This is a genomic window from Glycomyces lechevalierae (genome assembly GCF_027622945.1).
Classification (GTDB): Bacteria; Actinomycetota; Actinomycetes; order Mycobacteriales; family Micromonosporaceae; genus Glycomyces; species Glycomyces rutgersensis.
The window spans coordinates 299475-305836 of the sequence record NZ_JAPZVQ010000005.1 but is presented as its reverse complement, the minus strand read 5'-3'; the positions used below and the strand labels follow the sequence as shown (position 1 = coordinate 305836).

At 69.5% G+C, this 6362-nt stretch carries 7 protein-coding genes; 2 read left to right on the top strand and 5 right to left on the bottom strand.

Translation table 11 applies throughout. The features are described from left to right. The first annotated feature begins 76 nt into the window (after window positions 1-76). A complete protein-coding gene (locus tag O2L01_RS11775; protein ID WP_270122124.1) occupies window positions 77-883 on the top strand; it encodes a CPBP family glutamic-type intramembrane protease in 807 nt (268 codons plus the stop codon). Window positions 884-949: 66 nt separating this feature from the next. Here the strand turns inward: O2L01_RS11775 and O2L01_RS11770 are convergent, their stop codons facing one another. From O2L01_RS11770 to O2L01_RS11755, 4 genes are all read right to left on the bottom strand, one after another. Continuing rightward, the gene (locus O2L01_RS11770; RefSeq protein ID WP_270122123.1) at window positions 950-1141 is read right to left on the bottom strand and encodes a DUF397 domain-containing protein; all 192 of its coding nucleotides are present in this window, start codon (window positions 1139-1141) and stop codon (window positions 950-952) included. A gap of 228 nt (window positions 1142-1369) precedes the next feature. Beyond that, window positions 1370-2851 carry a pentapeptide repeat-containing protein gene (locus tag O2L01_RS11765; RefSeq protein WP_270122122.1) on the bottom strand — a complete coding sequence of 494 codons (1482 nt, stop codon included), beginning with the start codon at window positions 2849-2851 and terminating at the stop codon, window positions 1370-1372. 29 nt (window positions 2852-2880) lie between these two features. After that, window positions 2881-3630, bottom strand: a complete 750-nt coding sequence (locus O2L01_RS11760; RefSeq protein ID WP_270122121.1) for an arginase family protein — start codon at window positions 3628-3630, stop codon at window positions 2881-2883. A 113-nt stretch (window positions 3631-3743) separates the two neighbouring features. Further along, window positions 3744-5123 carry an MFS transporter gene (locus O2L01_RS11755; RefSeq protein WP_270122120.1) on the bottom strand — a complete coding sequence of 460 codons (1380 nt, stop codon included), beginning with the start codon at window positions 5121-5123 and terminating at the stop codon, window positions 3744-3746. 101 nt (window positions 5124-5224) lie between these two features. Here O2L01_RS11755 and O2L01_RS11750 point away from each other — a divergent pair, with 101 nt between their 5' ends. Further along, window positions 5225-5830 (top strand): TetR/AcrR family transcriptional regulator, encoded by a 606-nt coding sequence (locus O2L01_RS11750; protein WP_270122119.1) that lies wholly within the window; start codon window positions 5225-5227, stop codon window positions 5828-5830. Between the two features lie 49 nt (window positions 5831-5879). Here the strand turns inward: O2L01_RS11750 and O2L01_RS11745 are convergent, their stop codons facing one another. Further along, window positions 5880-6251: a lactococcin 972 family bacteriocin gene (locus O2L01_RS11745; RefSeq protein WP_270122118.1), complete on the bottom strand. Its 372-nt coding sequence runs from the start codon at window positions 6249-6251 to the stop codon at window positions 5880-5882. Between the last annotated feature and the right edge of the window lie 111 nt (window positions 6252-6362).

Sequence of the window (6362 nt, the reverse complement as noted above, 5' to 3'; positions counted from 1 at the left end):
GGCCCCTTTCCCGTGTCAGGCGGGGTGTCAGTCCGGCGACAGGTCTGCGACAGCGCGGCCGACGATGCTTTCGGACATGAACGAAACGCAGTTCGCGGCCCCGAAGGCCCGCCCCACCAACCGACTCGCCGCCAAACTCCTCGCCGACCGCCACTCGATCCCGCTGTCCATCGCCCTCCACCTCGTCCCCGGCGCGCTCATCGTCGCCGCCTACGCCTGGATCGGCGCCCCGATCAGCCACGCCGTCGGCGCGCCGATCTTCGCCGCTTGGGCGATCGCCCTCATGATCGTGCTCTTCCCGCTCTGGTTCGGCCTGTTCTGGCTCGGCAAGCAGGCCACCGGCAAATACACGATGCGCGGCGGCGTGGTCCGCTATCGCGACAAGCCGTTCTCGCGGGGCAAGATCACGCTGATCGGCATCGGCTTCCTGCTGTACATGGCGATCGTGTCGCTCTCCCTTGCGCCGCTTGACGCTTGGACGTACGACACCTTCTTCACCTGGGTGACGTTCGAGGGCTCCGGCAGCTCGGGCACCGCCTACCTGGACGCGTACAGCAACGAAACCATCCTCACCACGATGCTCGTCTTCGGCGCCTTCACCGGTTTCCTGCTCCCCCTCATCGAGGAGTACTACTTCCGCGGCTTCCTGCTGCCGCGCCTGCCGCAGCTCGGCCGCTGGGCCCCGCTGTTCAACACGACCCTGTTCTCGATCTACCACTTCTGGGCGATCTGGACGGTCCCGTCGAAGATCATCTTCCTGCTCCCGGGCGTCTGGTTCGTCTGGGGCAAGCACGACATCCGCGCCTCCATCTGGATGCACCCCGGCTCGGCGCTGCTCATGACCGTCATCGGCACCACCATGTATCTCACCGGAGCCATGTAACACAAGACAAGGCCAAGGGGCGCCGTCCACACGGACGGCGCCCCTTGGCCTTGTCTGCGGGTGTTGTCAGCCTGCCGCGCTGATCAGCGCACTGAAGTCCTTGGGGGACAAGTCGAACACCGGGGACGCGGCGTCGAGCTTCGAGTCCCGGAGGTGGAAGCCGTCAGCGTCGGAGCAGAAGGCGACCTCGACGCAGTCGGTGTTGTTCCCGCCGCCGCTGCGGGTGCTCTTACGCCAAACGGTAACGCCAGTCGTCATCGTCATAGACCTCGATCCGAGGCCGAGGAACCGGGCGGGCCCGACGCGACCTTGACATGGAACGGCGCGTGGAACAACGACCCGTCGTGCGGCGGGATCCTGGGGCGCGCTCGGGCGATGATCGCCGACTCGAAGCGGTAGCGCGCCTTAGGGAGTCGGCCCCTGAACCGCTCCGCGATCCGTCAACCTGCCCCGGGAGGATCGCGGGCATCTGAAAGGCCGGTCGACTCAGGTGGGGGACGACCGGTCTCCAAGTCCTCCAGTGGAACTCGCTTTCTCGTCCTCGGCCTCGTCGCCGCGCCCGACCGGGCCGAGGGACGGCCCTTGCGGTACGGCGTCGTCCGGGACGAGCTGCCAGCGGTGGGCGTCATCGAGAGTCGGCACCATCGTCCAGCCGTCCAGCAGCTCCCCTGGCTCGCTCCAGACCCGGAAGGTGGCCCCTGTGAACCCGGCCCGTTCGCCGAACACCACATTCGAGAAGAAGGCCGGCCCTTCGAAACGGGCGAGCTCGAAATCGGCGAAACCCCGGAAGCGAGCAGCTGAGAAGGAGGAGTTCGCGCCGAAGGTTGAACCGGTGAAACTAGCATGGTCGTCGAAGTCGGCGCCGTCGAATTCGGCGAACGCTTCGAACCGCGCGTGAAGGAATGCGGAGCCGTCGATGAACCTCGCCTCCCTGAAACTCGCAGCACCCTTGAAGGCTGTGCTGATGAAGTACGCCTTCAGATTGAAGGAGGCGTGCTCGAAGTTCGCGAACACTCCGAAGGTTGCGGTCGCGAAGCTCACGCCCTCACCGAAGTCTGCCCGGATGAAGTTGACGACGCCCTCGAAGGCCGCGCGGTCGAAGGTCGCCGACCCTTCGAATCGGGTCCCCGAGAACGAAGTGAGACCGGAGAATGTTGCGCTGGAAAAGTCCGCTGAGTGTAGGCGGCAACCCCTGAAGTCCATGCCGTCAAGGAAGGCGTTCCTGAGGTTGAGGCGCGAGTGCGACCAGTACCTTCGGGGCGCGGCAGCAGCGTTCAAGTGGCGGAGAAGGATCTCCTGCGCGATGAGCCTTACCTCGCGCTCCGCGCGATTCGCCCGTAGTTCGGACACAGCGAGGCTTTGGGCTGCGCTGTCCTCCTCTCGCACCCCGCGTTTCGACGGCGTGTAGGGCAAGCGAAGGTACGAGCAGATCTCGTCGAGCACGATCTGCCGGAGTTCGTCGTGCTGCTCGCCCAGTCGCTCAAGGTTGTGAAGGCCGCCGATGCGGACCGTGGCATTCTCCGATCCGAGCTGAGCGACCGCCTGGATGCGCAGCTCGGTGATGCGCTGCTGCGTGGAGTGGTACTCCTCGTGCTGCTGTCGCCGGAAGCTCAGGATCAGTGCCGCAGCGCCGCCGAGTCCGGCTGCGACCGTGAGGGTGTTGCGGATCGTATCGAGCCGCATCTTGGTGATCTCGAGTTCGGCCCGGGGGTCGCCCGGGATGCGCGCCGCGTCGATCTGGTTTGCCTGCAACGAGTAGTACCACCACCCGCCGAGAAGGATCGAAGCGAATGCGATGTACAGCAGCGAGGTTCGAATCGGTCGCGGCTGCCAAGGAGCGCGGGGCGGGGTCCCCAACGCTCGGCGTCGACGGCTGGCGGGATAGCCGGTCATGCGTCGCCAGCGGGATTGGAGCCAGTCGGCGACGCCGTTCAGCCTCGCGAGGGATTCTGGGAGGGGGAAGCGCATGGAACCAGGTTATGAAAGATCCGCCCCTGTTAGGGCTCTCGCCTAGAGTCCTTCGCGGCGGCGACCAGTTCGGCGATGAGGCCCTCCGCGATCGGGGCGGCGCCCTCCTTCGGGTGCCAGGTGCAGGCGATGGTCATCGCGACGACCCGGCCGGTCTCGAGGATCCGGAGGGCGGCGTTGCGCACCTCGTCCGGCGTCGGGCCCGGCGACACCGGGAAGCGAAGGCCCGGAAGGGCTCCGGCGTCGATCACGTCGAGGTCGATGTGCAGGTACACCGGTCCCTCTGGGGCCGTGGCGGCTTCGACGGGCACGTGCTTGAGGACGCTCTCCGCGAGGTACGCGGACTCGGGCGCGTCGAGGTCGCGGGCGTCGACGAGGGTCACCCGCTCCGGCGGGACCGGGGTGAGGCCGGTGGCCGCGGTGACGGCGGGGTCGCCGTCGCCGAGGAGGGTGCGCAGCACCATGCCGCCCGGGTAGCCGGAGGCGCTGCTCTCGGCGGTGTGGAGGTCGCCGTGGGCGTCGAACCACATGATCGACGGCTCGATGCCGAGGCGCTGCAGGCCGGTGACGACGCCGAGTGCCACGGTGCAGTCGGCGGTGACGACGGTGGGGCGCTTCGCGGTGGCGACCGCGTCGCCCACGAGGTCGTAGAGTCCGGCGACGCGGGCCCAGAACGTCTCGCCCTCGAGGGGTTTGGCGACGACGCGGTCCGCGGTGACCGGGAACTCGTCTTCGGGTAGCCGTTCGTCGAGGTGGTAGGGCACCAGGAGCACTGTCATCGTGAGGCCTCCGAATCCGGGTCGCGCGGGTCTAAGTGGCGCAGGCGGGCGTGGTCTGAGCCATTATTACCGGAAAGCCGCCGGATTGAACATGCTCGATGCGGTGGGTTCGTTCACGATGTCGCGCGGTCGCGCACGCGGGGGCGCTGCGAGGCGGGCGCGCGGCCTCCGCTCGCGGCCAGGGCCAGGAACCCGAGGAGCCCGATCGCGGCGGCGCCCGCGAGGACGCCGCGCATCCCGGCGAGCGTGTACCCGGCCAGGCCCCACGCGAGCGTCGCGAGGGACGGGGCGACGGCGAGGGCGCTCTGGCGGACCAGGCTGAGCGTCCCCGAGGCGGTCGAGACGAGGTGCGGCGGGGTGGCCGCGAGGGTCATCGCGGTCTGCGCGCCGGCGTAGAGGCCGACGCCGATGCCGACGATCGCGATGCGCCACAGGACGTCTCCGAGTGTCCATGCCGGATCGAGGAACGCGAACGCGGCGGCGCCGCCGGTGGTCACGGCCATGCCGAGGGCCGCGGTGGGGCGGGCGCCCCACGCGTCGGTGAGCCATCCGGCGGCGAGGCTCGTCGCGGCCATGGTGGCCGCCAGGAGCATCCCGGGCAGGCCCACCTGGGTCTGGTCGGCGTGCAGTTCCCGGGTGAGGAAGAACGGGATCATGAGCAGCAGGACGAGCTGCACGGACGACTGCGCGGCGAGCGACAGGAGCGGGGCGCGGGCGGCTCCGAACAGCAGGCGCACGTCGCGGCCCGAGCCGGTGCGGAGCCACGCGATGACGGCGGGCACGGTGATGATCAAGAGCGACAGCCAGACCGGGTCGATCTCGACGGCGAGCGTCAGGGACGTGAGCGCCGCGGCGGCCGCGACGAGCAGGTAGGCGACCTGGACGAGCGCGCTCCGGTCGGGGGCGCGCAGCGGCGCGGTGCGGGGCCGGCGCGCGGCGATGGCGAGGATCGCGGCGGCGACCGGGAGGTTGAGCAGGAACGCGGCGCGCCAGCCGAACTGGTCCGCGAGGAGCCCGGCGAGGACCGGCCCGGCGACGCCGCCGGCCGGCCCGATCGCGAAGACCAGGCCCATGGCGCGGCCGCGCAGTGCCGGCGCGACGGACTCGGCGGCGATGAGCGGGAGCAGCACGAACGTGATCGCCGCGAAGCCGCCCTGCAGGAAGCGGGCGGCGATGAGCCAGCCGATGTCGGGCGCGAGCGCCACGCCCGCGCCGAGCGCGGCGAACCCGCCGACCGAGAGGAGCAGGGCCGGGCGGCGCCCCACTGTCGTGAGCCAGGTGCCAGCGGGGATGACCAGGGCGATCGCGGGGAGGGTGAAGCCGAGGACGGCCCATTGGGCGGCGGCGGGCGAGACCTGGAAGTCCGCGGTGATGGCGGGGATGACCGTGGCGACGGTGAACACGTCGATGTTGATCATGAACAGGATCAGCCCGGCGGCGACCACCATCGGCCACTGGTTCGGTTGGGCGGCAGGGGTAGGCGTGCGCTTCACGGAAAAGGCTCCTTCAGGAACTTCACATGCTGTGCAGTTAGTAAACTACACACCATGAGAAGTTGTAAAGGTCTGCCTCGGGCGTCACAGTGAGTCCTACCGTGAGCCCCGGCGAACCGCAGAACGCGCGCGGCCGCCGCACCCGGGCCGCGCTGCTGCAGGCCATCTTCGAGATCGTCGAGTCGCACGGCTTCGAGGCTCTGACGATGAACGCCGTCGCCGACCGGGCCGGCGTCTCGCGTCGCGCCGTCTACCTGCATTTCCGTTCGCGGGCAGAGCTCATCCCGGCGCTGCACGAGTACGCGGTCGAGCACCTGGGCCTGGAGGACTCGCTCGAGCGCGTCTACGCGCAGGCCGGTCCCGAGGCGATGCTCGACGAATGGGCCGTGCACCTGACCCGGGTCAACCTGCGCGCCAAGGGGGTTCACCGGGCCATCCGCAACACCCGGTACAGCGACCCCGAGGTCGATGCCTACCGCCGTGGCGTCGCCGAGCGCCAGCGGCACAACTGCCGCACCGTCATCGACGCGATCGTGCGCGCGGAACGGCTCTCTCCTGAGTGGACCGTGGACGACGCGGTGGACATGCTGTGGTCGCTCATCGCCACCGACATGATGGAGACCCTGGCCGACGACTGCGACTGGGACACAGGCAAAGTGGCCGAGCGGCTGGGGCTGCTGCTGCGCCGCACCTTCCTCGCCCCCTGAACGACGCCGCGGCCCCGGCGGCAATTGCCGGGGCCGCGGGTGTGACGCGTCAGCTCGCGTCCGGGTTGTACTTCACGTGGCAGGTGAACGCGTGGCCCGCGACGGCGTAGGCCCGTGCCGTCAGCCCGCCGTCCTGGACGTCGCGGTCCTCGGAGGCGCCGATCGAGGCCCAGGCGCTGTGCCGGTTCGCAGGGTGGAAGTAGTTCGAGTAGCAGCTCTTCAGTCCGCTGCTGTCGAGGCCCCAGCCGTAGCACCAGGTGCCGCCGCCCACGTCCTCGCAGTGGTCGGCCTCGGTCGCCTCGCGGACGATCACGCGGCCCTCGTCCGCGTCCTCGGCGCTCCCGGTCCCGGCCTGGGCCGCACCGGTGCCGACGAACAGCAGCGCGGCCGCCATGGCGGCGGCCGCAGTCGCTTGCTTCACGCGCTTCATCGCACGTTCCCCCTGGTGGTTGAGATGCCGGCGGCCTTCAGCGGCCGCCGCCCCCAATGACATCACCGGCATCGTTGCCGCTCAGGCGTTTACCGCGCCTGT

What these genes read in the sequence shown, in the direction of transcription:
- O2L01_RS11775 (WP_270122124.1), top strand. Translation starts at nt 77, where the DNA reads ATGAACGAAACGCAGTTCGCGGCCCCGAAGGCCCGCCCCACCAACCGA.
- O2L01_RS11770 (WP_270122123.1), bottom strand. Translation starts at nt 1,141, where the DNA reads ATGACGACTGGCGTTACCGTTTGGCGTAAGAGCACCCGCAGCGGCGGC.
- O2L01_RS11765 (WP_270122122.1), bottom strand. Translation starts at nt 2,851, where the DNA reads ATGCGCTTCCCCCTCCCAGAATCCCTCGCGAGGCTGAACGGCGTCGCC.
- O2L01_RS11760 (WP_270122121.1), bottom strand. Translation starts at nt 3,630, where the DNA reads ATGACAGTGCTCCTGGTGCCCTACCACCTCGACGAACGGCTACCCGAA.